Annotated in this window: 16 protein-coding genes and 1 riboswitch; of the genes, 7 read left to right on the top strand and 9 right to left on the bottom strand. The window is 66.6% G+C overall.

Annotation, left to right across the window (positions count from 1 at the left end; all coding sequences use genetic code 11):
- The first annotated feature begins 50 nt into the window (after nt 1-50).
- The 5 genes from ABD53_RS04710 to ABD53_RS04730 all read left to right on the top strand — a co-directional run bounded on the left by ABD53_RS04710 (nt 51) and on the right by ABD53_RS04730 (nt 9652).
- Nucleotides 51-1580, top strand: coding sequence for a phytoene desaturase family protein (locus tag ABD53_RS04710; protein WP_268778270.1), 1530 nt, complete (start codon nt 51-53; stop codon nt 1578-1580).
- Nucleotides 1580-2536 (top strand): phytoene/squalene synthase family protein, encoded by a 957-nt coding sequence (locus ABD53_RS04715; RefSeq protein WP_053057678.1) that lies wholly within the window; start codon nt 1580-1582, stop codon nt 2534-2536. Before ABD53_RS04710 ends, ABD53_RS04715 begins: the two co-directional genes overlap by 1 nt.
- Before the next feature lie 113 nt (nt 2537-2649).
- Nucleotides 2650-2782, top strand: a riboswitch (SAM riboswitch).
- A gap of 87 nt (nt 2783-2869) precedes the next feature.
- Nucleotides 2870-4789: a bifunctional homocysteine S-methyltransferase/methylenetetrahydrofolate reductase gene (locus ABD53_RS04720; RefSeq protein WP_053057679.1), complete on the top strand. Its 1920-nt coding sequence runs from the start codon at nt 2870-2872 to the stop codon at nt 4787-4789.
- Nucleotides 4790-5035: 246 nt separating this feature from the next.
- A complete protein-coding gene (metH, locus tag ABD53_RS04725) occupies nt 5036-8761 on the top strand; it encodes a methionine synthase (protein ID WP_047864598.1) in 3726 nt (1241 codons plus the stop codon).
- A 129-nt stretch (nt 8762-8890) separates the two neighbouring features.
- On the top strand, nt 8891-9652 hold the full coding sequence (locus ABD53_RS04730; RefSeq protein WP_047864599.1) for a glucose 1-dehydrogenase: 762 nt from the start codon (nt 8891-8893) through the stop codon (nt 9650-9652).
- 100 nt (nt 9653-9752) lie between these two features.
- Here the strand turns inward: ABD53_RS04730 and ABD53_RS04735 are convergent, their stop codons facing one another.
- Both ABD53_RS04735 and ABD53_RS04740 read right to left on the bottom strand, forming a co-directional pair.
- Nucleotides 9753-10352 (bottom strand): DUF4230 domain-containing protein, encoded by a 600-nt coding sequence (locus ABD53_RS04735; protein ID WP_047864600.1) that lies wholly within the window; start codon nt 10350-10352, stop codon nt 9753-9755.
- A gap of 43 nt (nt 10353-10395) precedes the next feature.
- Entirely contained in the window at nt 10396-10620 is a 225-nt protein-coding gene (locus tag ABD53_RS04740; RefSeq protein WP_047864601.1) for a hypothetical protein, read from the bottom strand.
- Between the two features lie 398 nt (nt 10621-11018).
- Between ABD53_RS04740 and ABD53_RS15700 the strand changes: the two genes are divergently transcribed.
- Nucleotides 11019-15710, top strand: a complete 4692-nt coding sequence (locus ABD53_RS15700; RefSeq protein ID WP_053057680.1) for a PAS domain S-box protein — start codon at nt 11019-11021, stop codon at nt 15708-15710.
- A gap of 121 nt (nt 15711-15831) precedes the next feature.
- On the opposite strand, the gene serA is transcribed toward ABD53_RS15700, so the two are convergent.
- The 5 genes from serA to gatB all read right to left on the bottom strand — a co-directional run bounded on the left by serA (nt 15832) and on the right by gatB (nt 23711).
- The gene (serA, locus tag ABD53_RS04750; RefSeq protein WP_047864602.1) at nt 15832-17412 is read right to left on the bottom strand and encodes a phosphoglycerate dehydrogenase; all 1581 of its coding nucleotides are present in this window, start codon (nt 17410-17412) and stop codon (nt 15832-15834) included.
- Nucleotides 17409-18566 carry a pyridoxal-phosphate-dependent aminotransferase family protein gene (locus ABD53_RS04755; RefSeq protein ID WP_047864603.1) on the bottom strand — a complete coding sequence of 386 codons (1158 nt, stop codon included), beginning with the start codon at nt 18564-18566 and terminating at the stop codon, nt 17409-17411. The genes serA and ABD53_RS04755 overlap by 4 nt, the downstream gene beginning before the upstream one ends.
- A gap of 231 nt (nt 18567-18797) precedes the next feature.
- Complete coding sequence (locus ABD53_RS04760) at nt 18798-20651, bottom strand: serine hydrolase (RefSeq protein WP_152670582.1); 1854 nt, start codon at nt 20649-20651, stop codon at nt 18798-18800.
- Between the two features lie 186 nt (nt 20652-20837).
- Nucleotides 20838-22223 carry an IlvD/Edd family dehydratase gene (locus ABD53_RS04765; RefSeq protein WP_152670583.1) on the bottom strand — a complete coding sequence of 462 codons (1386 nt, stop codon included), beginning with the start codon at nt 22221-22223 and terminating at the stop codon, nt 20838-20840.
- Nucleotides 22224-22226: 3 nt separating this feature from the next.
- Nucleotides 22227-23711 carry an Asp-tRNA(Asn)/Glu-tRNA(Gln) amidotransferase subunit GatB gene (gene gatB / locus ABD53_RS04770; RefSeq protein ID WP_053057682.1) on the bottom strand — a complete coding sequence of 495 codons (1485 nt, stop codon included), beginning with the start codon at nt 23709-23711 and terminating at the stop codon, nt 22227-22229.
- A 154-nt stretch (nt 23712-23865) separates the two neighbouring features.
- Between gatB and ABD53_RS04775 the strand changes: the two genes are divergently transcribed.
- Complete coding sequence (locus ABD53_RS04775; protein ID WP_047864606.1) at nt 23866-24783, top strand: GGDEF domain-containing protein; 918 nt, start codon at nt 23866-23868, stop codon at nt 24781-24783.
- 23 nt (nt 24784-24806) lie between these two features.
- Here the strand turns inward: ABD53_RS04775 and gatA are convergent, their stop codons facing one another.
- Nucleotides 24807-26273: an Asp-tRNA(Asn)/Glu-tRNA(Gln) amidotransferase subunit GatA gene (gene gatA, locus ABD53_RS04780; protein ID WP_047864607.1), complete on the bottom strand. Its 1467-nt coding sequence runs from the start codon at nt 26271-26273 to the stop codon at nt 24807-24809.
- Nucleotides 26274-26275: 2 nt separating this feature from the next.
- Nucleotides 26276-26557 (bottom strand): Asp-tRNA(Asn)/Glu-tRNA(Gln) amidotransferase subunit GatC, encoded by a 282-nt coding sequence (gene gatC, locus ABD53_RS04785; RefSeq protein ID WP_047864608.1) that lies wholly within the window; start codon nt 26555-26557, stop codon nt 26276-26278.
- Nucleotides 26558-26576: the final 19 nt, after the last annotated feature.

Raw genomic sequence — 26576 nt, forward strand, 5'->3', positions numbered from 1 at the left:
TAGACGGGGCTGGGAGAGACGAGAAGTTGCGGACGGAGACATCCAGGAGAGTGGCTATAGTAGGCGCCGGAATGGGCGGTCTGGCGGCCGCGATCCGGCTTGCCTCCGCGGGCTTTGCCGTGGATGTCTTCGAGAAGAACGCCTCCGCCGGAGGGAGGATGAACCGCCTCGAAACCGACGGAGGCTTCACCTTCGACACCGGCCCCTCGCTGCTCTTGATGACAGACACCTACCGCAAGCTGTTCCGGGACGCCGGGCGGGATCTCTCGGACTACGTCGAGCTCCTGCCGCTGGACGGCGACTACCGGGTGGAGTTCGGCGACGGCGACTCGCTTACCATCCGCCGCACGCTCCCCGAGCTCATAAAGGAGCTAGAGCGCATAGAGCCCGGCGTTACCCCGCGCTTCTACCGATTCCTCGAAGACGCCTGCCACAAGTACCGCCTCGGGCGCTCGGAGTTCGTCGAGCGAGACTTCGACACCGCCGCCGACTTCTTCAGCCTCCGCAACCTCAAGCTCCTGTGGAAGACGCAGGCCACCCGCAACTACTACAAGAGCGTCTCGCGCTACTTCCACACCGAGAAACTGCGGCAGGCGTTCTCGCTGCAGACCATGTACCTCGGCCTCTCCCCCTTCGACGCCCCGGCGGTCTACTCGCTCCTGCCGTATACGGAGATGGCCGAGGACGGGCTGTGGTTCCCGCGCGGCGGCATGTACTCGCTGGTCCGGGCGTTCGAGCGGCTCGCCGGGGAGCTCGGGGTGGAGATCAACCTAGATTCCCCGGTCGAGGAGGTGGTGGTCGAGGGAGACCGGGTGCGCGGGGTCCGCGTCGGCGGCGAGACCCACCGCGCCGACGCGGTGCTCGCAAACGCAGACCTGCCCTACGTGTACCGCTCGCTCTTGCCGAAGGCCGCGGAGGGTGACTTCGCCCCGCCGCGCAAGAAGCGCCGGAGCCTGGAGTACACGGCGTCGGCATTCATGCTGTATCTGGGGATAGAAGGGGAGCTCGATCACCTCAAGCACCACAACTTCTTCCTCTCTAGTGAGTACCGGGAGAACTTCGAGGCCATCTTCGACGAGGGCCGGCTCCCCGAAGACCCGTCCTTCTACGCCGTGGTCCCCTCCCGCACCGAGCCCGGCATGGCCCCAGAGGGCTCGGACGCGCTCTTCGTGCTCGTGCCGGTGCCGCACCTCGGTGAAGCAAAGGGCGGAGGCGTGGACTGGGAGCGCGAAGGCCCCGCTTTCAAGGAGAAGATCTACGACCTCTTGGAGAGCCGCGCCGGAGTGGAGAACATCCGGGGGCGCATCCGGCACGAGACGGTAAAGACCCCGCGCGACTGGCTCTCGGACTACAACCTCGAAGAGGGCGCGGCCTTTGGGCTGGGGCACGGGATCTTCCAGGTCGGCTACTTCCGTCCCCCCATCTCCTCGCCGAGCATAGAGGGCATGTACTTCGTCGGGGCCAGCACCCGGCCCGGCACCGGCGTCCCGCTCGTCGTCATCGGCGCGGAGCTCGCCGCCGAGAGGATACGGCGCGAGGTCGGCGTCTCCCCCACGGGTTCCGGAGCCGGGTCTTGGTAATGCGTGTGGGTCCTTCAGGCGACGGCACACCGGGCGGCGAGCTCCTATCGCTGCCCGAGTGCTACGAGCGGTGCCGTCGGGTAGAGCGGTATCACAGCCGAACCTACTACTTCTCCACCCAGCTCTTCCCGCGCGAGGTGAGGCCCCACGTCCACGCCATCTACGCCTTCATGCGCGAGGCGGACGAGATCGTGGACGACCCCGGAGAGGCCAGCCTGGAAGAGCAACTCGCCGGGCTGGATGGCTTCGAGGCCGAAACGGTCGCAGCGATCTCCGGCGAGTCCGTGGCGAACCCCACGCTGCGGGCCTTCGCGAACACCGTCCGGCTGCACGGCATAGAGCTCGACACCGTAAACGCCTTTCTCGGGAGCATGAAGATGGACACCCGCGTGTTCCGCTACGAGACCTTTATGGATCTAAAAAGCTACACCTACGGCAGCGCCGCCGTAGTCGGGCTGATGATGTGCCGGATCATGGGCGTGACCGACGCCGCCGCCGACCCCCACGCCGAGGCCCTGGGCGAGGCCATGCAGCTCACGAACTTCCTGCGCGACGTGGGCGAGGACTGGGAGCGGGGCCGCGTATATCTGCCGCAGGAAGATCTGAAACACTTCGAGTACACGGAGAAGGATCTCGCGTCCGGCGTGATAGACGAGCGGTTCGCCAAGCTGATGCGGTTCGAGATCTCCCGCGCCAGACGCCTGTACGAGGATGCGGACCGGGGCCTCCACTACATCCCGCGCGGCCGGCGCTACCCCATAGCCGTCGCCCGCCGGCTCTACGCCGCGATACTGGACAGCATAGAGGCGAACGGCTACGACGTTTTCTCCGGCAAGGCCTCGACCTCGGCGGCGAAGAAGCTGGCCGTCGCCACCGGCTGCGCCGCCCGGGACCCGAAAGACCTCGTGGCCCGGAGCCGATCTCGCCGCGCCCCCGGTACCGCGATCCCGGCATAGCCCCGCACCGGAAAACAAATTGCAATCCGCACCCGATAATGTTCTAATATGCTTCGCTTAAAGTTGCCGGGCGATCAACCGGAGGCCGTTGAACCGGCCGACCGCGTCCGGGGCGCTCATCGAGAGCGGTGGAGGGACTGGCCCTGTGAAACCGCGACGGCCGGCGAGTCAGATGCTTAAGAATGATTTGCATCATGACCCGCGCCAGGTGCCAATTCCTGCGGAGCGTGCTCCGAGAGATGGGCGGGAAGCGAGAAGAGTCGCGTCTCCGCCCCTGTCAGGATCACGTAACCGAGCGCCGGGAACCATACGGTTAAGGAGAGGTGCATACTTTTGCAACTTGACCTGAAAGAGATGCTGGATGGCAGGGTCCTCATAGGGGACGGCGCCATGGGCACCGTAATGCAGGAGCGCGGCGTCGGACCCGGCGCGCCGTACGTACGCGCCAACCTCACCCACCCCGAGGCGGTTATCGGGATACACGAGGAGTACCTCCGTGCCGGCTCCAGGATCATCGAGACCAACACCTTCGCCGCGAACCGGATCAAGCTCGCCGATCACGGCCTCGAGGACCGGGTACGCGAGCTGAACGTCGAGGGGGCAAGGCTCGCCAAAAAGGCCGTCGAGAATGCCGGGCTAACCGGTAGAGCAGGCTCCAAAGGCTCAAGAGGTTCAGGGGATTCAGGAGGTTCGGAGCGCGCCATCGTTGCCGGCGCGATAGGCCCGACCGGCCAGCCACTCGTGCCCATAGGCTCTATCGAGTACGAGGAGGCCAGAGAGATCTTCCGGGAGGCGGCGGACGCGCTCATAGAGGGCGGGGCGGACGCGCTGCTGCTGGAGACCTTCACCGACATGGATGAGCTCAGGCTCGCCTACGAGGTCGCGAGCGCCTTCGACGTGCCGGTGCTGGCGTACAAGAGCTTTATCGAGGACGGCGAGAGGCTCGGCAACGGCTTGCCCGTCAAGGTTGCCCGGGAGGTATCTGACTGGGGCGCGGCGCTCGTGGGCACCAACTGCACCGTCGGGCCGCAGCGGATGGTCTCGATAGTCGAGCAGATGGCGTCCCAGATCGGCCCCGTCGCCGCCCTCCCCACTCCGGGCCTGCCGCAGCTCATAGACGGCGTCGTGCGCTACAGCCAGGACGCCGACCACTTCGCGGAGTACGGCGTGAAGCTCGCCGAGAGCGGGGCGCGCCTCATAGGCGGCTGCTGCGGCACCACCCCGGATCACGTCCGCGCGCTGGCCCAGCGCCTGGAGGACTTCGAGCCGCCGCGGGAGATCGAGACCAACGGCTCCGTCGCCGCGGCGGTCGCCGCCGCCGACGAGGCCGAGGTGACCGGCCCCAGGGAGCCGGTCACCGACTTCTGGCAGCGCCTCAAGGAAGGCTGGGCGACGACGGTAGAGGTGGACCTGCCGCGCGGCAACGACATCTCGGAGGTTATAGAGGCGGCCCGCAAGCTCAAGGAGCGCGGCGTCCACGCCATAGACATCTCCGACGGCGCGCGGGCGCGGCTCAGGATGCACCCGGTCACGGTGGGGCGGCTCATCCAGGAGGAGGTCGGCATCGAGGTCGTCTCCCACATCTCCACCCGCGACCGCAACATCATAGGGTTGCAGGCGGATCTCCTCTCGGCGCACGCCCTCGGGGTCCACAACATCCTCGCCGTCACCGGCGACCCGGCTCAGATCGGGGACTTCCCCGAGGCCACCTCGGTCTTCGACACCGACTCCGTCGGGCTCGTGCACGCGATGAGCAAGATGAACCGGGGCGAGGACCTCGCGGGCAACCCGATAGGAGAGCCGCCCGGCTTTCTCATCGGCGCGTCGTTCAACCCCACCGCCGAGGACATGGGCTATGAGTTGGACAAGATCAAACGCAAGATAGACGCCGGGACCCACGCCTTCTGGACCCAGCCCATCTTCGAGATAGAGTCGCTCGAACGCGCCCTGGAGCACTTCGGAGATTTGGAGCTCAAGATCATCCTCGGCCTCATGCCCCTGCGCACCGCGCGGCAGGCGGAGTTCATGGAGCGCGAGGTGCCGGGGATAAACGTACCGGAGCACGTGCGCGAGACGATCTCCGGGCTCCCCAAAGAGGACGTGCCGAAGTACGGCGTCGAGCTGGCGCAGGACATCCTCGCTAGGGCCCGCCCGCTAATAGACGGGGCGTACATAATGCCCCCCGCGAGCGCGCCGGAGCTTGCAGGGGACGTGCTGGAGGCCGTGGAGGGCGTCGGAAACCGGGAGCACTAGAGCCCTACTAGTTCCCACCAGGCCCCACGCGGCCCGGACGCCGAGAGGAGGATGGCGCGTGATCGAGGTTTCAGGCAGAGTCGGAGAGAGCCGCGAGGTACCGCCCTCACACCCGGCGGTATCCTGTAAGAGGCCCGGCCACATGGCCGAGGGCGCGAGGCTCGCCGGAGGGATATAGCGGTCCCTGTGGAGTGAGACGCCAGGCGGCAGGACACGCTAATAAACAGGGAAGGTGTACGGCACCAGATGGTACTCAAGAGCACGGACAAACAGGACAGGGCGGAGAGAAACGATAGGTTCCGGGAGCAGCTAAAGCAGCGCATCCTGCTGCTCGACTGCGCAATGGGAACCATGATCCAGGGCTACGAGCTCGCCGACGAGGACTACCGGGGAGAGCGTTTCGCCGAGCATCCCGGCGAGCTTAAGGGCAACAACGACCTCCTCTCCATCACCCGGCCAGACACCATCCGCGAGATCCACGACGCCGTCCTCGACGTCGGCGCGGACATAGTGGAGACCAACACCTTCTCCTCCACCTCCATCGCCCAGGCCGACTACAAGATGGAGGATCTGGCCTACGAGCTCAACTACGAGGCCGCAAAGGTGGCCCGCGAGGCCGCCGACGCCTACTCTGAACAGACACCGGACCGTCCGCGCTTCGTCGCCGGTGCGATAGGCCCGACCAACCGAACCGCCTCCATCTCACCCGACGTGAACGACCCCGGCAAGCGCAACACCGACTTCGACACGCTTTCGGAGGCCTACAAGGAGGCCGCAAAGGGCCTCGTAGAGGGCGGCGCGGACCTCCTCCTCATAGAGACCATCTTCGACACCCTGAACGCCAAGGCCGCGATCTTCGGTATCCAGGAGTATCTCGAAGAGGAGGACCTGGACGTGCCACTCATGATCTCCGGCACCATCACCGACGCCTCGGGGCGTACCCTCTCGGGCCAGGTGACGGAGGCGTTCTGGAACTCCGTCCGCCACGCGAACCCGATAAGCATCGGCCTCAACTGCGCGCTCGGCGCCAAGGAGCTGCGGCAGTACATGGAGGAGCTCTCTGGCCTCGCCGACACCAACGTCAGCGCCCACCCAAACGCCGGCCTGCCGAACGAGTTCGGCGAGTACGACGAGAGCCCCGAGGAGATGGCGGCCGAGATCGGGGACTGGGCCGCCAACGGCTGGCTGAACATCGTCGGCGGCTGCTGCGGCACCACGCCCGAGCACATAAAGGCGATAGCCGAGGCTGTCAGCGACCATCCGCCGCGTGAGATCCCTGAGAAAGAGCCCCTGATGCGGCTCTCGGGCCTCGAACCGGCGAACATCGGGCCGGACTCCATGTTCGTCAACGTCGGCGAGCGCACCAACGTCACCGGCTCCCGGCGGTTCAGAAGCCTCATAGAGGAAGGCGACTACGAGACCGCGCTCGACGTGGCCCGCGCCCAGGTGGAGAACGGCGCGCAGGTCATAGACATCAACATGGACGAGGGGATGCTCGAAAGCCAGGAGGCGATGGAGAACTTCCTGAACCTCGTCGCCGGCGAGCCGGACATATCCAGGGTCCCGATCATGCTCGACTCCTCGAAGTGGGAGATCATGGAGGCCGGCCTAAAGCGGGTGCAGGGCAAGTCCATCGTCAACTCCATCAGCCTCAAGGAGGGCGAGGAGAACTTCATCGAGCAGGCGAAGCTCCTCCGCCGCTACGGCGCGGCGGTCATAGTCATGGCCTTCGACGAGGAAGGACAGGCCGACACCAAGAAGCGGAAGGTCGAGATCTCCCGGCGCGCCTATAACGTGCTCACCGAGAAGGTCGGGTTCCCCGCCGAGGACATCGTCTTCGACCCGAACGTGTTCGCCATAGCAACCGGCATAGACGAGCACAACAATTACGGCGTGGACTACATAGAGGGCGTGCGGGAAATCCACCAGAGTCTCCCCCACGCAAAGACCTCCGGCGGCATCTCCAACGTCTCGTTCTCCTTCCGGGGCAACGAGCCTGTCAGGGAAGCCATACACGCTGTATTTCTGTATCACGCCACCAAAGCAGGGCTTACGATGGGCATCGTGAACGCCGGCCAGCTCGGCGTGTACGACGATATAGACCCGGAGCTGAAGGAAGCCGTCGAAGACGTGGTCCTGAACCGCCACGCGGACGCCACGGAGAACCTGCTGGAGCTCGCGGAGAAGTACCGCGACCAGGAGAGCGGCGGCGGCCAGGAGAAGGACCTCGCCTGGCGCGAGTGGCCGGTCGAGAAGCGCCTGGAGCACTCGCTGGTAAAGGGCATCGCCGAGTACGCCGAGGAGGACGCCGAGGAGGCGCGGCTGGAGTTCGACCACCCGATACAGGTCATCGAGGGTCCACTGATGGATGGGATGAACGTCGTCGGAGACCTGTTCGGCGAGGGCAAGATGTTCCTGCCCCAGGTCGTGAAGAGCGCCCGCGTGATGAAGCGGGCCGTCGCCCACCTAATCCCGTACATCGAGGCCGAGAAAGGCGAAGGCCAGCAGACCGCCGGAACGGTAATAATGGCGACGGTAAAGGGCGACGTCCACGACATCGGCAAGAATATCGTCGGTGTCGTATTACAATGTAACAACTTCGAGGTTATCGACCTCGGGGTGATGATCCCGGCACAGCAGATCCTGGAGGCCGCCAAGGAGCACGACGCGGACGTTATTGGGCTCTCGGGCCTTATTACTCCTTCTCTGGACGAGATGGTCCACAACGCAAAGGAGATGCAGCGCGAGGGCTTCGACGTCCCGCTGCTCATCGGCGGCGCGACCACCTCCCAGACCCACACGGCGGTCAAGATAGCCCCCGGCTACGACAACCCCACGATCCACGTAAAAGACGCCTCGCGTGCCGTCGGGGTGGTGCAGAACCTCATCACCGAGGAGAAGCGCGAAGGCTACGCCAAGCAGATAGCCGACGAGCACGAGAAGCTGCGCGAGCGGCACGCTGGCAAGCGTTCGCGGGCGAAGATAGCCCCCATCGAGAAGGCTCGGGAGAACCGCACCCCCATCGAGTGGGAAGGCTACGAGCCGCCCCGGCCGAACGTCCTCGGCGCGCAGGTGATCGAGGACTACCCGCTGGAGGAGATCGCCCGCTACATAGACTGGACCCCGTTCTTCCACTCCTGGCAGATGAAGGGGAGCTATCCCAAGATCTTCGACGACGAGGAGAAGGGCGAGGAGGCGCGCAAGCTCTTCGACGACGCCCAGACGCTCCTGAAGCGCATCATAGACGAGAAGTGGCTGACCGCCCGCGCGGTCTGCGGCATCTACCCGGCGAACACCCTGCCAAACGACGACGTCGAGCTGTACACCGACGAGTCGCGGCAGGAGGTGCTAAAGACCTTCCACTTCATCCGGCAGCAGACCCAGCGTTCGGAGGGCAAGTACAATCGTTCGCTCTGCGACTTCGTCGCGCCAAAGGAGACCGGCGTCGAGGACTACATGGGCTTCTTCGCCGTGACCGCGCTCGGGGCCGAGGAGGCGGCGCGCAAGTTCGAGCACGAGGAGAACGACGTGTACTCCTCGATCATGGTCAAGGCGCTCGCCGACCGCTTCGCCGAGTCCTTCGCCGAGCTGTTGCACGAGAAGGTCCGTAAGGAGTTCTGGGGCTACGCCGCCGACGAGGCGCTCGACACGAACGACCTCATAAAGGAACGTTACCAGGGCATCCGCCCCGCGCCCGGCTACCCGGCCTGCCCGGAGCACACGGAGAAGCGCATCCTGTGGGAGCTCCTGGACGTGGAGGAGAACGCCGGCATCACGCTCACGGAGAGCTGCGCCATGTACCCGGCGTCGGCGGTCAGCGGCTTCTACTTCGCCCACCCGGAGTCCGACTACTTCGGCGTCAACTCTATCGGCCGGGATCAGACCGAGGAGTACGCGGAGCGCAAGGGCATGGAGGTTGGTGAGGCCGAGCGGTGGCTCTCCCCCATCCTCTCCTACGATACGGAAGGATAACTTCCCGCAGCGGAGACTCTCCACAAAGCCCTGCTACGGAGGTTCGCCGGCGGGCTGGTTGTGAGGTTGTGAGGAGCCCGTTTCGGATAGTAGGGTAGTCAAAAGTTCCGGCTGAAGGGAGGCTACGCCATGGCTTTGGATTTCGAGGACAAGGTTGCGCTCGTAACCGGCGGCGGCTCGGGCATAGGCCGCGCGACCGCGTTGGAGTTCGCCAGAAACGGCGCCAGGGTCGTCGTTAGCGACCTCGACGAGGGCGGTGGGGACCAGACCGTATCCTCGATCCAGGAGGCCGGCGGCGAAGCCACTTTCATGAAGGCGGACGTCTCCAAGGAAGACGAGGTCCGCTCCCTGATACATGGGGTCGTGGAGGCCTACGGCAGGCTCGACTGCGCCCACAACAACGCCGGTATCCTGGGGCGTTTCGTGCCGACGGCGGACTACGACGTTAGCGTGTTCGACCAGACCATCGCCGTGAACCTACGGGGCGTCTTCCTGTGCATGAAGTACGAGATCCCGGTCATGGTCGGACAGGGTGGCGGCGCGATCGTCAACTCCTCGTCGGCGGCCGGGCTGCAGGCCCAGGCGGGTGCCATCGGCTACGTCGCCAGCAAGCACGCCGTTGCGGGCATGACGAAGACAGCAGCCGTCGAGTACGCCCAGGTCGGGGTCAGGATCAACGCCGTCAACCCCGGAGGCGTAAACACGGCGATGGTCGCGGGGCTGGCCGCAGACGTGCCCCAGGACGCGCAAGATGCGCCAAACGCCCACCCGATAGGCCGCTCTGCGGAGCCCGAGGAGATAGCCCGGGCCGTGGTGTGGCTGTGCTCGGGAGAGCCGAGCTTCGTCGTGGGCCACAACCTCACCATAGACGGCGGCCTGACGGTACAGTAAGGCCCGGCGGCTGGCCACATCGTGACCGGGCGCGCCATGGGATTCGGCCGGTAGCGGGCGGGCTAGCCGGAGCGTCCCTGCTACTCGATGCTACCTGGCGCTACTCGAACCGGACTTCCTCGAAACCCAGGGACAGGACGAAGGCGCGGAGGCTGGCCTCGGCGTTGTCTTCCGCCTGATCCAGGATGCCGTTATCGCGGGCGGAGCCCTCTAGCCGCCGCACCGCCTCCCGGCGGGCCTCCGTCTCCAGCTCTTCGTCGGCGCTGAAGTCGAGCAGGCCCTGATCCCGATCGTAGACCCGGGTCTCGTCTTCGTCTAGCGCCGCAGAGAGTATCTCGGGCTCGGGGAGGTCTATCGTTACCCGGCCGTCTTCCGCGCCCACGTCGCCCTGGCCTAACCGGCCGAGGTCCACGCCCGCGCGCACCTCCCCGACCGCGATGAGCACGACGCTCTCGCCCCGGAGGTTGTCGAAGAGCTCGGGACCGAGACCGAACCCGCCGCTCTCTTCCGTAACGGGCACCGACTCCCTCCACCGCACACTGGAGAGCTCGTTGAGCTTCCGTACCTCCTGGACCGACACCTCCTCTTCCCCGATACCGGGCAGGCTCCCGGTGAAGAAGGCTACACCAAGCCCCCCGGCGATCCCCACCGCAAGAAACAGTGCGGCCAGTAGCAGTGTGCCCGCGCCTCTGTTGTGCAATACCCGCTCCTCGTGGCCGGCCCGCCTCTACACTACGCCTGCGTTACGCCTGTATGTTCGTCTGGTACCAGCGCGTGGCCGCGCCGAGCCCCCCGGCTTCCGGGAACGTCTCGCCTTTTGCGAGCTGGACCCTTACGGGCGCGTGCATGGTCCCCAAGTCGCAGATGTAGGTGTTGGTTACCGGGGCCTGCTCACCCGCCTCGAAGACGGGCCCGTAATGCCGGTAGCGGTCCAGTATCTCCTGTGTGGTCCGTGCGTCAGCGGACATTCTCGCCTCTCCAAAGGTGTTTTCTTGCCTGATCTGGCCAAATTTCCCGGGTGGATTGTAGCTTATATCCCGGCGGCTCCGGGGACCGTACCGTAGCGGCCTCTCTAGAGAGCATCCGCGAAAACGGGAGCCGTGAGCATCCAGACCCGGCCGGAGCCGCCGGGTCTCCTTTCCGGAAGCTTTTCACGCTCCGGAGGCCGCAGGCTGGATGCTGGTAGACTATGGTAGTCGCTGGTGGGGTGGTCGCCGGGTTAAAGTCCCGTCCCGGAGCAGCCGATAACCTCTTATACCATGCGGGATGCGAGGGACACTAAGAATATGCAGGACACGGGGCCGGGCACTATACACGGGGTATACCCAGCCCTGGTTAGGGTTCTAGGACCGATCGGGAGAGGCCGGTGCAAAAGACTCACGCAGATCTGGCTGGCGCGCTAGAGGGAGCCACCGACGCCTTCTTTATTCTTGACGGCGGTTGGCGTTTTACCTACCTGAACTCCAGGGCGGAGCGGGTCCTGGACCGGCGAAGCGAGCGCCTCCTCGGTGAGGACCTCCGGGAGGCATTGTCCGAGTCGGTGACGTTTACGCTGCGCAAGGAGCTTGGCCGGGCGGTCGAGGAAAGGGACCTGGCCGGGTTCCGGTGGTATCACCCGGAGCTCGACAGATGGTTCGAGGTTCGGGCCAATCCGCTGGAGAGCGGCGTTTTGGTCTGTCTCCGAGACACCGACGAGAGCCGCGAGGGCTGGCTCGGAATAGTAGAGAGAGCCCTCGAAGCCTCTGCCGCCGGCGCCCTCATAACTGACGCCACGCAGCCGCACGACCCAATCATCTACGCCAACCGCGCCCTGCAGCGGATGACGGGCTACACCGAAGGGGAGATGATCGGGTACAACTGCCGCTTCCTGCAGGGGACGGACCGGGACCAGCCCGAGTTGAGAGGGCTGCGGAAAGCCGTCCGCTTCGGGGAGGACTGTACGTGCATCCTGCGCAACTACCGCAAGGACGGCACGTTATTCTACAACGAGCTGTATGTCTCACCCGTAAGCGACGAAAACGGGAACGTCACCCACTACCTCGGCATCCAGAATGACGTGACGGACCGCGTACTCGCGAGCGAGCGGGACGAGGAAACCCTCAGACAGCAGGCGGCCGCCATGCAGAGCTCGATGGACGGCATCGGTATCTCCGGCCCCGACGGCAGGCTCGGGCACCTAAATCAGGCCCACGCCGACCTCTACGGCTACGCAAACCCCGACGAGATGGTCGGCATGGGCTGGCGAGAGCTGTACGGCGAGGATCAGGTCTCCCGGTTCGAGCGCGACGTCGTCCCAGACCTCGTGAACGAGGGGCACTGGCGTGGAGAGGCCGCCGGCGTGAGAAAGGACGGGAGCGAGTTTCCGCAGGAGCTGTCCCTGAGCGTCCTCGAGGACGGCGGGACGGTCTGCGTGGTCCGGGACATCAGTGAGCGCAGGCGCGGCGAGGAGGCGAGCCGGCTGCTGTCCTCTATAGTCGAGCACTCCGAGGAGGCCATAGTCGCCAACACCCTGGACGGGACCATCACGAGCTGGAACCCCGCCGCGGAGAGGCTCTTCGGCTACACCGCAGAGGAGATGGTCGGCGAGTCCGTCGGCATCCTCAACCCCCGTGAGAAGCCGAATGAGAACCTGGAGAAGATAAAGAGTATGGGCCGCACCGGGGCCCCCAACCGGCAGGAAACCGTGCGCGTGGCGAAGAGCGGGGAACGGATGGAGGTATCGGTTACGAGTTCGCCCGTCCGGGACGCGGCGGGCAGCGTCACCGGCACCTCGGCAATCTTCAAGGACATCTCGCGCAGCAAGGCCGCCGAGCGCGCCCTGACCGAGAGCGAGGAACGTTACCGGGCGATCGTCGAGGACCAGACGGAGATGATCTGCCGCTTCTCGCCGGACCGGACGCTCACGTTCGTCAACGAGTCCTACTGCAGACACTTCGGCCTCGAACGAGAAGAGCTACTCGGAGAGAGCTTCATGTCACAGATCCCGGAGGAAGAGCGCCGGGCCCTGGAGGAGCACCTCTTTAGTCTGACTCGCGAGAGCCCGGCGAGGTCCGTCGAGCACCGGATAACGACCGCCGGGGGCGAGGTGCGCTGGCACCAGTGGACGGACAGGGCCCTGTTCGACGAGCGGGGAGAGCTGACGGGCTACCAGTCCGTGGGCCGCGACATCACCGAGCGCAAGGAGGCCGAGGAGGCCTTACACCGGGAGCGCAATCTGCTGCGCACCGTCATAGACTCCACCCGCGACTTCATCTTCGTCAAGGACACCGAGCACCGCTTCCGCCTCAGCAACGCGGCCCACCAGAGCGTTATGGGCGCGGGCTCCCAGGAGGAGCTCCTTCTGGGCAAGACCAACGCCGACTACTGGGGAGAAAAAGCGGCGGCCCCCTTCCACGCCGACGACCGGCGGGTGCTAGATCATGGGGAGTTCATCGCGGACCGGGAGGAGAAGGTCTACGGAGCCTCCGGCGAGGAGTTGTGGCTCTCGACCACGAAAGCGCCCCTGCAGGCTTCCGGCGGCGGCATAGAGGGTCTGGTGGCCGTGAGCCGGGACATCACCGAGCGCCGCCGAGAGCAGCACGAGCTCTCCATCACCGCCGCCCGGCTCACCACGCTGATACAGAACATGCCCTCCGGCATTCTGGTCGAGGATGAGGAGAGGAATATCCGGCGCGCGAACGCCGCGATCACCCGGATGTTCGAGATGGAGGCCACGGCGGAAGAGCTCACGAGGGATGACTGCAACACCGCCGCCCGGGACGTGATGAACCTGCTCGCGGATCCGGAAGGCTTCGTGGCGCGCATAGAGGAGATCCTGGCCAGCGGCCGGGCCGTGACGGGAGAGGAGGTCCTGCTCGCCGACGGGCGGGTCTACGAACGGGACTACGTCCCCGTCTACGTCCGGGGCGAGTACCGGGGCCACATGTGGCACTATCGGGATCTCACCTCCCACAAACGGGCGGAGGAGAGGCTAAGAGAGAGCCAGGGGCGTTTCCGGGCGCTCTTCGACCAGACGGCGGTAGGGGTGTGCGTCGCGGACCTGGACCGCCGCCTACTGGAGACCAACGAGGCCTACCAGAAGATAACCGGCTACAGCGGGGAGGAGCTCATGGGCATGTCCACCCTGGAGCTCACCCACCCGGAAGACCGAGCTGCCGATACCGGGGTAAGCAGGACCTTCGTATCCGACCACACCGACAGCTACCGGAGGTCCAAACGTTACATCCGCAAGGATGGCGCGGTGATCTGGGCAGAGGCGACGAGCTCATTGGTGCGGGACGAGCAGGGCCAGCCCAGGTTCATAATGGGTATCGTGGAGGACGTCACCGAGCGCAGAAAGGCTCAACTGGATCTGGCGGAGAGCGAGCGCCTCCTGAGGACCGTAACCAGCGGCGCGCCGGTCATCCTATTCGCGACGGACCCGGAAGGGGTGATCACACTCTCCGAAGGCAAGGGGCTGGATCTCGTCGGCCGGAGCCCGAGCGAAGATGTCGGGGAGTCGGTCTTCGAGACGTACGGGGATCTGCCGGAGATCGTGGACAACGTATGCCGGGCGCTGAACGGGCAGGAGGTGGCGGCTACCGTGGAGGTGGGAGGCCTGGCCTTCGAGACCCGCTACTCGCCCATACGCGACAGAGAAGGGGAAGTCACGGGCTCCATCGGGGTGGCGACCGACGTCTCCGCCCGGCGGGAGCTCGAGAAGGAGCTCGAGCACCGGGCCTTCCACGACACCCTGACCGGGCTGCCGAATCGGGATCTATTCATGGAACGGCTGGAGCGCGCCCTGGCCCGGAACCTGCGGAACAAGCAGCACGTGGCGGTGCTTTTCCTGGACCTCGACGACTTCAAGCACGTAAACGACTCGCTGGGCCACACGGCGGGCGACCGCCTGCTGATCGAGGCCGGACAGCGTATCCAGGCGTGTCTGAGAGACGAGGACACCGTTGCGCGCCTCGGCGGCGACGAGTTTGCCGTGCTCATGGAGGAGGTTCTGGAGCCGGAATCCACGGCGCGGGTGGCCGAGCGCATCGCGGCGGAGATACGCCGGCCCATCACCCTGGCCGAGTGCCCCGACAGCCCCACGGAGGGTCCAGAGGTGATAGGCACCCTGAGCCTGGGCATAGCCCTGAGCGGTCCGGAGGATAAACCGGTGGGCGCGGAGGAGCTTTTACAGATGGCGGACGCCGCCCTGTACACGGCCAAGGACACCGGCAAGGACCACCACGAAGTGTTCCGCCAGGAGATGAAGGATCGCTCCGCCGAGGTGCTAAAGACCGGCAGAGACCTGCGCCTGGCGCTGGAACGCGAAGAGTTCATCCTGTACTACCAGCCCAAGATCGACCTCTCCACGGGCACGGTGTCCGGGGTAGAGGCGCTCCTCCGCTGGGAGCACCCGGAGCGCGGCCTGGTCCCCCCCGACGAGTTCATCCCGCACGCCGAGGATAACGGGCTGATAATACCCCTCGGCCGTTGGGTCCTGCGGGAGGCCTGCCGGCAGGCGAAAGAGTGGCAGGACCTCGGGCGCACAGCCTCGGAGGGCACAGCCTCTGGGGCCCCTTCCCCTGCGCCCCTCAAGGTCAACGTCAACGTGTCCGCCCGCCAGCTCCGGTCACCGGGCTTCCCGGCGGACGTGGCGGCGGCGCTTTCGGAGACGGGGATAGAACCTTCCAGCCTGGTGCTGGAGATCACGGAAGGCGTGCTATTCCAGCAGGACAGTCACGGCGCCTCCGTCCTGCGCGAGCTCAGGGAGCTCGGTGTGTGGCTCGCGATAGACGATTTCGGGTCCGGCTACTCCTCGCTATCCTACCTGAAGAACCTGGCGGTGGACGTACTGAAGATAGACCGTTCCCTGGTCTCCGGCATGGGCGACGATCCCGCCAGTTACGCCATAGTCTCCGCCGCCGTCGCCGTCGCGCACGCCCTCGGCCTGCTGGCGGTAGCCGAAGGCGTCGAGGAGGAGTCCGAGCTCGACGAGCTGCTCAGGCTCGGCTGCGACTTCGGCCAGGGCTACTACTGGTCCAGCCCCAGGCCCGCCGACGAGATCACGGCCTTCCTGTAGCCCCTGTAACCTCTGTAGTTCCTGTAGCAGCGTAACGGCCGGCTCTCGTGAACTCGTGAAGAGGCGCCGGCCGCTGAAGACTCGGGGTAGCTGGATTAACGCTCTGCTACGTCTACCACGGCTACAGCGTTACCGAGCGGGCCTCCGTGAAGCCCGGGATCTCCAGTAGCTGCTGTAGCACCTCATCCGGGACCTCCTCGTCCACCGTCACGGCCATCGCCGCGCCGGAGTTGGGCTCGTCGCGGCCCACGGCCATGTTACCGATGTTCAGGCCGGCCTCGCCGAGGACAGATCCGATGCGCCCGATCATGCCGGGCATGTCCTTGTTGCGGATGAACAGCATGTGCTTCTCCGGGGTGATGTCCAGGGTGAAGCCCATCGCGCCTATCAGACGCGGCCGCATCCCGGTGCCGATGAGCGTCCCGCTTACGGCGTGCTCGCCGTCACGGGTCTGCATCCTGAGCGTCACGAGGCTCGTGTAAGCCCCGTCCTCGGGCACGCGCGAGGTCTCGACCTTCAGGCCCCTCTCGCGGGCGAGCGCCGGGGTGTTCACGAAGTTCAGGGGCTCGTGCACCATCGGCGCGAGCAGCCCCTTCTGCGCCGAGACGTCCAAAAGCCGAGTGTCGAACTCTGCGACCTCGCCGCGGTACTCTACCTTGAGCGTCTCACCCGGACGGTCCGAGAGGCCGTACAGGAGCTTGCCGAGCGACTCGCACAGCTCGGAAAAACGCCCGACGAACTCCGCCCCCTCGCCCTCCGGTACCGGGGCGTTTATGGCGTGCATCGGCACCTCGCCCCGGAGCGCGAACGCGACCTGCTCGGCGGCGGTCACCCCGGCCCTATCCTGGGCTTCCACGGTGCTCGCGCCGAGGTGGGGCGTGACGACCGTGTTCGGGAGCGAGAACAGCGGCGAGCCGGTGTTCGGCTCCTCGGCGTACACGTCGAGGGCGGCCCCGCCGATGGTCCCCTCCTTGAGGGCGTTGTAGAGGTCGGTCTCGTTTACGATGCCGCCACGGGCGACGTTTATGAGGTAGGCCGAGGGCTTCATCCGCCCGAGCGCGGCGGAATCTATCATGCCCGTCGTCTGCGGCGTGCGCGGCACGTGCAGCGAGATGAAGTCGGCGTTTTCCAGCACCTCCTCGACAGATTCGGCGCGGTGGACGCCCATCTGCCGGATCTTCTCGTCCGAGATGTACGGGTCGTAGGCGAGTACCTTCATCCTCATGCCCAGGGCACCCCGGGCGACTATGGCCCCGACGTGCCCGAGCCCGACGAGCCCGAGCGTCTTCTCCGCGACCTCCACACCCTTGAACTCGCCGCGCTTCCACTTACCTTCACGCAGAGAGGCGTCCGCCGCCGGGATGTGGCGCGCGGCGGCCAGCATCAAGCCCAGGGTGTGCTCGGCGGCGGCGATGGTGTTGGACTCCGGGGCGTTCGCCACGAGGATGCCGCGTTTGGAGGCGGCCTCGATATCTATGTTGTCCACCCCGATACCTGCGCGCCCGATGGCCTTCATGTTGTCGGCGCGCCCGATCACGTCCGCCGTCACCTGGGTCGCGCTGCGGATTATGAGGCCGTCGTACTCGCCTATCCTCTCCAGAAGCTCCTCGTCGGAGAGGTCGAGCAGCACGTCGACGTCGAAGTCCTCTTTTAGCAGCTCGACGCCGCTCTCGGCGAGCTTCTCGGTGATCAGGACCTTCAAGCGGTCACCCCGCTCTCCGAGAAGACGCGCTGGGCCGCGCCCACACCCTTGCCGAGCTCGACGGGATGGCCCTGAGCTTCGAGCGCGAGCTCGGTGGCGGCCATCGTGGAGATGATGTCGTAGGCGTCGAAGTAGCCGCAGTGCCCGACGCGCAGTATCCGGCCCGCGTACTCGGCCTGTCCGCCCTGGATCTGGACGCCGTGATCCTCGAATATGGACCGCACCAGCGCCTTGCCGTCCAGCCCCTCCGGGACCCACGCGGCGGTGACCGCCGTGTTCAGCTCCTCGTCCGGCCCGAAGAGCGTGAGACCCATGCCCTTGATGCCCTCCCGCGCCGCGCGCCCGAGCATCCGGTGCCGCTCGAACACGTTCTCCACACCCTCCTCGAGGATCTGACCCAGCGCGTAGTCCAGCTGCATTATGAGGCTGACCGCCGGGGTGAACGCCGTCTGCGGCGGGCTCTTGTCGTAGGCCTGCTTCGCGGCGGTAAAGTCGAAGTAGAAACGCGGCATGGTGGACTCCGCGTGATACTCCCACGCCTTCTCCGAGACGCTCACGAAGCCGAGCCCCGGCGGCGTCATCAGGGCCTTCTGGCTCCCGGCGACGACCACGTCAACGCCCCACTCATCCGTGCGCAGCTCGCAGGCCCCGAGCCCGGAGACGGCGTCCACGACGGTCAGCGTGTCGCTCGTGGCGGCGGCGAAGCCCTCGATGTCGTTGACTGTGCCGGTCGAGGTCTCCGACAGGACGCACATGGCGGCCTTGATCCCGGGGTCGCCCGCGAGCGCCCGGCGCACGTCCTCGTTATCGGCCTTCTCGCCCCACTCGTACTTGAGCTCCGTGACCTCCAGGCCGAACGCCCGGCTCATCTTGACCCAGCGGTTACCGAAGTTGCCGTTGTTCACGACGAGCACCTTGTCGCCGGGCGAGAACAGGTTCACCAGCGCGCCCTCGAAGGCCCCGGTCCCGCTAGCCGGGTAGGTGAAGATGTCGTTCCCGGTCAGGAACACCTTCTTCAGGTTCTCGTTCACCCGGGTAAACACCTCGCCAAACTCCGGCGTGCGGTGGTGGATTATGGGCAGCGCGCCAGCGGCCGAGACCTCGGGCGGTATCGGCGTCGGTCCGGGCGACATTAGACGATACTTGTTCATCATGCGTGCTAATTGCTCCCTCTGTAGACTCTGTGGATACTCCGGCTCATCCGGTGACTCGCCGCCGGCCCGCTCCGGGAACACCCGCTCCGGGCCAACCCGGCTATTCTAGACACAAACCGGCCGGCAGACCACGTCCCATAGCATTAAATGCGACCTTTCACGCTCCACCGGCCCGCTCACCCTCGCCATTAAAGCATTTTTAGACATCAAAACCCGTGAAAGCTATGGCTGCTAATCTTGTTTCTCTTGTTTTTTGTCCCGTTCTTTCTCATCTTTCTTATTCTCTTCATCCTTTCCGGCGTTGGTCTGTATCTCCCAGACCTCCTCGGATATTCCGCCCAGCGTCGAAACGCCGGGAGCTACCCGGGGCGGGCCGTACTTGGAGAAGACGGAGATTATGTACGGCTCCCCCTCCGTCTGCACGAGGCAGATGTCGTTGTAGACGCCGTTGATCCAACCCACTTTGCAGGCCGGCTCCGCCTCCGGCGGCAGGTCTCCGCCGACCCAGCTCTCGGGGCCGTTCTGGCGCATCAGGCCGAGCATCTCCCCGGTGTGGGCCTCGTTCGCCGCCTCGCCGGAGGCTATGCCGGAGAGTATCTCCGCCATGTCGCGCGGGGTGGTGTAGTTGTCGAGGCCCGGTGCGGCGGCGCGCTGGTCCGTGACCTTGTTGTGGATCTCCGTGTTCTCCGCACCGAGGTCGTTGGCAACCTCGTTGACGTACCCGGGGCCGCCGACGGTGCGCACCAGCAGGTTGGTCGCCACGTTGTCGGACTGCTTTACCATCATCCACAGATAGTCGGATACGGTGTGGGATACGCTCTCTTCCTGCCACTGCAGGCCGCCCGCGCCGCCGGCGTAGTCCCGGTCCTCGGTCGCGACGGTTTCATCCAGCGAGAGCTCTTCGGCCTCGATCTTGCGGTACACGGCGGCCATTACGGGGAGCTTTATGACCGAGGCGGCGTAGAACCGCTCGTCGGGCCGGATACCGTACCCCCAGTCTCCGCTCTTATCCTGTACGTACACCCCGACGGTCCCCTCGTAATCCTCGACGATCTTGCGCACCTCACCGAGACCCTCCTCGACCTCCTCGCGCCTCTCGCGGGGCACACCCTCCAGCACGGGCTCCGCCGTCGGCACCATCGCCGGACCGGCCTCGGGCAGGGAGCCCGAGGCGACGAGCGGCTCCGGGAAGCCGGGTAGCTCGGCCTTGGTGAGGTTACGTCCGAGGCCGAGGGTGTACCAGGACCCCTCGTAGCTGCGGAGATAGGCGTTGGTACGCTCGCCGGAGCCTCCCTGCATCCGCACCCTGGCGAAGTCACCCTCCTTTTGCAGGGCCACCGGCTCCCAGCCTCCCCCGAGGTACAGGCTGTCGGAGGCCAGTATACGGGCCTCCGCCTCCGGGCCGTCGGCGGGGCCTATCGTCGCCCCCGGCTCCGGGTAGAGGCTCTTGCGCACGTCCTCCGGCAGGCCCACCAGGGGAGCCCGGCCTTTCTCTGGATAGTCTGGGTTATCCGCCAGCACCGAGCGCCGGGCCTCCCATTTCCTCCCGACCTTCTTGCTGTACACGGCGTAGGCGCCATCCCGGCTGGGATCTTCGATCTCCGTCACTGCCCACGAGGGGTCGTCGGTGCTCTGGAAGGTGGTCCCGACCCCCGAAGGCTCCGCTCCGGGTAGCGCGGGCGCGACCGCGGCGTACGCCGCCGCGGCGGGGGACGGCTGTGACAGCGAGGGCTCCGCGCCTCCTCCGGACTCACCGGCTCCAGGGTTACCGCCGCCCCCGCTCTGGCCGCCGCCCTGATCGCCCTCCCGGGCTGCCCCGGTAGCCTCATCCGCGCTGCGGGCGAGCTCTTCCTCACCGGAGCCCCCCGTGGACGATGTCCCCGGAGGGAGGCTCTGGATTCCGCCGACGAGCTGGCTCTGCAGGGAACCCAGAGATGAGCCCACAGAGCCGACCCCGCCCCCTGTCACGCCGAGGAGCGCGAGCGGCACGACGACCACGAGCGCGAGCAGGACCACCAGCGCCGCCAACCGGCGCCGGCGCTTGCGTTTTCTCTCGAACCGCCGGACCCTCCGGGGCTCGCTCACGGGCTGCTCACTCGGAGCGTTTTGCCGGGCATCTCGTTTCCCCCTCCACTTCTGGCACCGGGTAAGATTATCAGCTTCGCCGGATAACGTGGCGGAAAGTTGCGGAAAGTGGCCGGTCGTCGTCTGGCTCGCAGTCCGGACCGCGCCCGGGGCCACACCGGATGACCCACCAGAAAGCCAGCCAGCCTAACCTTTCGCCGCGTCGAAACCGCCTCCTTCGAGGGGTGCGGCGTGACCGGCGGCGTAGCGGGCGGCGTAGCCCGTCTCCCCGCCCCGGCGGCCGAAGCGCGCACCGGGGGCGCGGTCCTCCATCTCCTGGGCGCTAACGTTTGCCCGGATCCTCTCTTCCAGGAGATCCAGGCGCAGGCTGTCCCCGTCCCGCAGGCGGGAGATCACACCCCCACCGGCGGCCTCGGGCCACACCGGGGAGGCCCACGCGCCCCGGGCCCCGTCGGGGGCCAGGCCGTCGGTAAAGACGGGGATATCTTCGAGACCGGCCTCCCGCAGGGCTCCGGAGAGCCGGTCCAGCCGCCACAGTCCGGGAGCGCCCCGCCCCCCGAGGCCGCCGACCACCAGGATCTGCCCCTCCTCCAGAGCGCCGTTCTCCACGGCGCCGAGCGCCTCTTTCTCGGACCAGAAGACCCGGCACTCGCCCCGAACCTCCTCTGCCCCGGGCATCTGCCGGCAAGGCGTCTCGGTCGCCGAGGCCCGGCCCTCGATCAGGACCAGCCGGGAGCCCGAGAACGGGCCGCTCCCCTCGTCCTCTGAATCTTCGACCGCTTCGGGGAGGGAGGTCTTGAGACGGCCGGAGACGGTCGGGGCGTGGTGCAGGTCGCCGGAGATGTGCGCCAACAGTCCCGGCACGCCGCGGCGGCCGAACCACTCCGAGGCAGGCTCGGCGACCACCGGCGTCTCCGGGATGAGCACCCGGAGCATGCGGGCGCATCCCGCTACCCCGGCCTCCCGGCCCAGGGCGGAGAGGTGGATCACGGTCTCCGGTCCGCCGCCGAGGGAGAGCCCGGCGCGCAGCGCGTTCGCCAGCGAGAAGCTAGAGACCAGCCTGCGGGCCGTGGGCTTGCCGGCTCGTCCGAGCTCCACCGCCGTCTCCGCCGCAGATAGAGTCTCCTCGGCCCCTTCGGTGGGCCCTGCGGAGAACGGCACGAGACCGAGCGCCGCCATGCTGGCCGAGAACGGCGCGGGGGTGCCGTTTAGCGGGCCGCCGAGCGGAGCGTCGAGGACCACGGGCAACTCCGCCCGCAGCGCGGCGGAGATCAGCCCGGCGAGCCGCTCCGGTGGACCATCCGGGATCAAGAGCGCCGCCGCGCCGGTGGCCGCGAGACCGAGATGTGCGGCGTCCGCGATCCACTCCCGCACGAGCGCGACGCCCCACTCCGGGGAAAGGGGCGGCTCCGGGAGGTTTACCGGCTCGCCGCCGGCCTCCCTCACGGCCTGCATCAGGCCCGGCGAGTCCGCGGGGACGGCGATCCGGGGAGCCGGGCCGCCGCTTTCACCGGGCGTGGCCCGCGCGGCGTCCTGGGGGTTTTCCGGAGAAGGCTCGGACACGGCAGACACAGGCTAGCCGGAGAGCTTCTCCAGGATAAGCTCCCGCGCCCGGCCCCCGTCCGCGCTACCACGGGTCCTCTTCATCACCTGGCCGACGAGGAAGCCTATGACCTTCTGGTCGCCGTTCTCGACACGCTCCGCCTCCTCGGGGTTTGACGAGATCACCTCGTCCACGACGCCGCCGAGCTCGTCGCCCCCGATCTGGGCCAGCCCCTCGCGCTCGACGATCTCGGATGGCTCTCCTTCTCCGGAGAAGACCTTGCCGAGCACCTCCTTCGCGGCGGCCCGGGAGACGGTTCCGTCCTCGACGAGGCAGATGATCCCGACCATCCGCTCCGGCGTGACGCGGGTCTCCTCAACGCCCATGTCCGCGTCGTTGAGGTACGACTGGAGCTCGACCGATACCCAGTTCGCGGCCTGCTTGGGGTCGACCCCGTCGGCCGCGGCGACCCGCTCGTAGTAGCGGGCGAGGGCGCGGTCGGAGGCGAGGACGCCGGCGTCGTACTCGGAGAGGCCGTACTCGGAGACGAAACGGGCGCGCATCGCGTCGGGCAGCTCCGGCATCCGGCTTTCGAGGTCGGCGACCCAGCCCGAGTCGAGCGCGAGCGGCATCAGGTCCGGCTCCGGAAAGTAACGGTAGTCGTGGGCGAACTCCTTGGTGCGCAGCTCGTGCACCTCGTCGGTCTCCGGATCATAGTGGAGCGTGCTCTGGGAGACCGTCCCGCCGTCTTCGAGGACCTCGATCTGGCGCTCTATCTCCCTCGCGAGGCCGCGCTCTACGAAGCGGAAGGAGTTCATGTTCTTGAGCTCGGTCTTGGTGCCATAGGAGCCGTCGGGGTTGCGGATGGAGACGTTGGCGTCGCAGCGGAGCTGACCCTTCTCCATGTCGCACTCGGAGACCCCGATGGACTGCAGCAGCTCCTTGAGGTTGTTCGCCGTTGCGCGGGCCGCCTCGGGCGAGGGGATGTCGGGCTCGGTGACGATCTCCATCAGGGGGGTGCCGCCGCGATTGTAGTCTATGCGCGAGCCGGTGGAGCCATGCATCCGGCCCGACTCGCCGGTGTGTACGTTCTTCGCGGCGTCCTCTTCGAGGTGCAGCCGGGTAATTCCGACGCGGACCGTGCCATCCGAGGTCGGCACGTCCATGTGGCCGCCGGTGCAGATCGGCTCGTCGTACTGCGAGATCTGGTACCCCTTTGGCAGGTCGGGGTAGAAGTAGTTCTTGCGGGCGAACACGGCCCTGTCGGCTACCCGGCAGTTCAGCGCGAGACCAGCCATCACGCCGAGCTCGACGGCCCGCTCGTTGGTCACCGGGAGCGCGCCGGGATGTCCGAGGCATACCGGGCAGGTGTGAGTGTTGGGCTCGTCGCCGTAGGTCACCCGGCAGCCGCAGAACATCTTGGTCCGGGTGGCGATGTGGGCGTGGAACTCCAGCCCTATTACCGCCGTGTAACCCTGCCCCTCACGCGCCGTCTCGACCTTCTCGGTCTTCTCCAACCTCACACCTCGTTTGCCTCGTTTACTCCGTTTAAACCGTTCGCACAGCCCGGTCTCGTCCCGCCACGCGCCCGGTACCGGATCACACCCGCCGCATTCAGACCGTTAATTCTAGCACCTGCCCCGCCGTATCCGGGTGCTATATTGTCTCACGATGCAGGAGACAGAGCCGCAAAATCAGACGCAGTACGAGCTGCAAAACGGGAGATGCGAAGCCTCCGGCGGAGACGGCGCGGGGGACGTTGGAGAGGATCTCGCACACTTCGTAGTGCTGCAGGGTCCGAGCTTCGGCGACGTTTGCCGGCTGGAGGGCGAGGACCTCGTACTGGGCAGCGACCCATTCCGGGCGGACGCCGTGATCCGGGACGCCACCGTGGAGCCGCGCCACGCCGAGGTCATAGCCTGCGGCGACTGCGGCTACGTGGTGCGCGACCTGTCGGGCTCCACCCGGGTCAACGGGGAACTGGCGGACGGCAGACACACCCTCCTGGACGGCGACCGGGTGTTTCTGGGATCCAGCGTGCTCGAGTTCTCCTGCGGCGACCCGATAAAGTCCCGCTTCCACGACTCGCTGAATCGCCTGATAAACGAGGACTACCTCACGGGCCTCTTGTCCAAGAGCCGCTTCAACGAGGAGTTCGAGCATTCGCTGAAGGCCGCGCGCGCCGACCGTCAGCCCCTCTCGATACTGATGGCCGACATAGACAACCTGAAGAAGATAAACGACGCCCACGGACATCTGATAGGGGAGTTCGCCGTGGGCGAGGTCGGCAGCGTGATCGGCAGCCTCCATCGCGCGGACGGACGCTTCGCAACCCGCTTCGGCGGCGACGAGTACCAGAGCATCCTGCCCGGCCTCACCCGGGAGGAAGCCCTCGGAGTCGCGGAGAAGGTGCGGTCCACGGTAGAGGAGTACACCTTCAAGCGTAACGGCGTCTCCACGAACCCCACCCTCTCCATAGGCGTCGCCACCTATCCCGGAGACGGCGACACGCCGGAGACCCTGACCAGGGCCGCCGACGCAGCCCTGTACCGGGCAAAAAGCTCCGGCGGTAACACGGTAAGAGATTAGATGCCGACACCGGGAGCCGGCGTCTAGGAGGGCCTGATCTCGAATCCGAGGTCTGCCACCTTCTCGGCAGCGCGGGCGGCGCGGAGCATGGTCGGCTCGTCGAAGTGGTTCGCCATTAGCTGCACGCCGACCGGCAGGCCCTCCGAGAGCCCGCCCGGCACGCTGACCGCCGGTACACCGGCGAGGCTCGCCGGTACGGCGCAGATGTCCTGGAGGTACATCGCCAGCGGGTCGTCGGACTTCGCACCGAGCTCGAAAGCCACCGACGGCGCGGTCGGCGATAGCAGCACGTCGTATTGGGCGTAGGCGTCGCGGAAGTCCTCGATAATGCGGGTGCGCACCTTCTGGGCCTGGGCGTAGTAGGCGTCATAGTAGCCGCTCGAGAGGGCGTAGGTTCCGAGCATGATCCTGCGTTTGGCCTCCGGCCCGAACCCGGCGTCCCGGGTGCGGCGGTACATCTCGTGTACACCCTCGGCTGGCTCTCGCAGCCCGTAGCGCACCCCGTCGAAGCGGGCGAGGTTGGACGATATCTCCGCCGGAGAGATTATGTAGTAAGCCTCAAGAGCGTAGTACGTGTGGGGCAGCGTCACCTCCCCGACCTCGGCCCCCGCCTCCCGGAGACCGTCGGCCATCCTCTGCGTAACCTGACGCACGCCGGGGTCTATACGCTCGTCCATGAGCTCCGTGACGAGACCGACCTTCAGTCCCTCCACCCCATCCTCTATCGTGGCGAGGTAGTCCGGCACGGCGGCGGCGGCGGTCGTGGAGTCGCGGGGGTCGCGGCCGGCTATCGCGCCGAGGAGCATGGCCGAGTCCCGCACGTCGCGGGTTATGGGTCCGATCTGATCCAGGGACGACCCGAACGCTATGAGCCCGTAGCGCGAGACGCGTCCGTAGGTAGGCTTGAGCCCGACGACGCCGCACAGAGATGCGGGCTGCCTTACCGAGCCCCCGGTATCGGAGCCGAGCGCCCACCAGCCCTCTCCGGCGGCCACCGCCGCGGCCGACCCGCCCGAGGAGCCGCCCGGGACCCGCGTCGTGTCCCAGGGATTGTGGACGACGCCGTAGGCCGAGTTCTCGTTGGAGGAGCCCATCGCGAACTCGTCGCAGTTGGCCTTGCCGACCATTACGAGATCCTCGCCGAACCTGCCGAGCACGGTCGCGTCGTAGACCGGCTCGAAGCCTTCCAGCATCTTCGAGCCCGCCGTGGTCCTTACGCCCTTCGTAGAGAGGTTGTCCTTGACCACGAGCGGCACGCCCTCCCACGGCTTTACCCCGCCGGAGCCGCCGTTAGAGAGCCGGGAGTCGATCCTGCCGGCGCGGTCCAGCGCGATCTCCGGCGTGGGCGTGATAAACGCGTTGATCCCGCCCTCCGCCTCCGAGACGCGGTCGTTGGCGGCTTCGGCGGCTTCGCGGGCGGAGACCTCGCGGGAGGTTATCTTGCCCGAGAGCTCGCGGGCGGATAGCTTGAGTAGCTCGCCTGCGCCCACGGCTAGTCTATCCTCGGGACGCCGAATAGATCACCCTCCGGCTCGGGGGCCGGCGAGAGCGCCTCCTCGCGTGAGAGCTCCTCGCGGGGCTCGTCGGGGCGCAGCACGTTCACGGCGGCGAGCGGGTTCGCCGTGGGCCGTACGCCGGACAGGTCGAGCCCCCCGATCTTCTCCACGCTGTCCAGGATCGCACCGAGCTCTCCGCTCATCCGCGACACCTCCTCCTCACTCAAGCCGAGCCGGGCTAGCTCGGCCACGTGCCGCACCTCTTCTTCGGATATCATCTGAACGCTCCTCTGCTCT

The organism is Rubrobacter aplysinae (assembly GCF_001029505.1).
GTDB classification, from domain to species: Bacteria; Actinomycetota; Rubrobacteria; order Rubrobacterales; family Rubrobacteraceae; genus Rubrobacter_A; species Rubrobacter_A aplysinae.